This window comes from Acinetobacter sp. UBA3025, from assembly GCF_002367915.1.
GTDB lineage: Bacteria > Pseudomonadota > Gammaproteobacteria > Pseudomonadales > Moraxellaceae > Acinetobacter.
On sequence record NZ_DFDO01000040.1, the window covers coordinates 9,964 to 10,215 of the forward strand.

The window sequence follows — 252 nt, forward strand, 5'->3', positions numbered from 1 at the left end:
TGAGCAAAATTTGTATTTAAGATCAAAATCTTCTTAGAAAGTACGCCCAATTTCGAACTGAACATTTTGAGTTTCATCACCGTCTTTATCATTCAACGGGTATGCATAGCTCAGTGATAATGGGCCAATCATGGTAATCCAGGTGAAACCAGCACCTACGCTATAACGCATATTGCCTGCATCGAAACCAAAGTTATCCTTACAGTATTGCTTTGCATCTACATCAGTATTTTGTGGATCAAGATATAAATT

1 protein-coding gene is annotated in these 252 nt (G+C 36.9%); it reads right to left on the reverse strand.

All coding sequences use genetic code 11. The features are described from left to right. Window positions 1-33: 33 nt before the first annotated feature. Window positions 34-252, reverse strand: a 219-nt coding sequence (locus tag B4J23_RS01695; RefSeq protein ID WP_291358589.1) for a BamA/TamA family outer membrane protein, incomplete at its 5' end; no start/stop codon positions are given.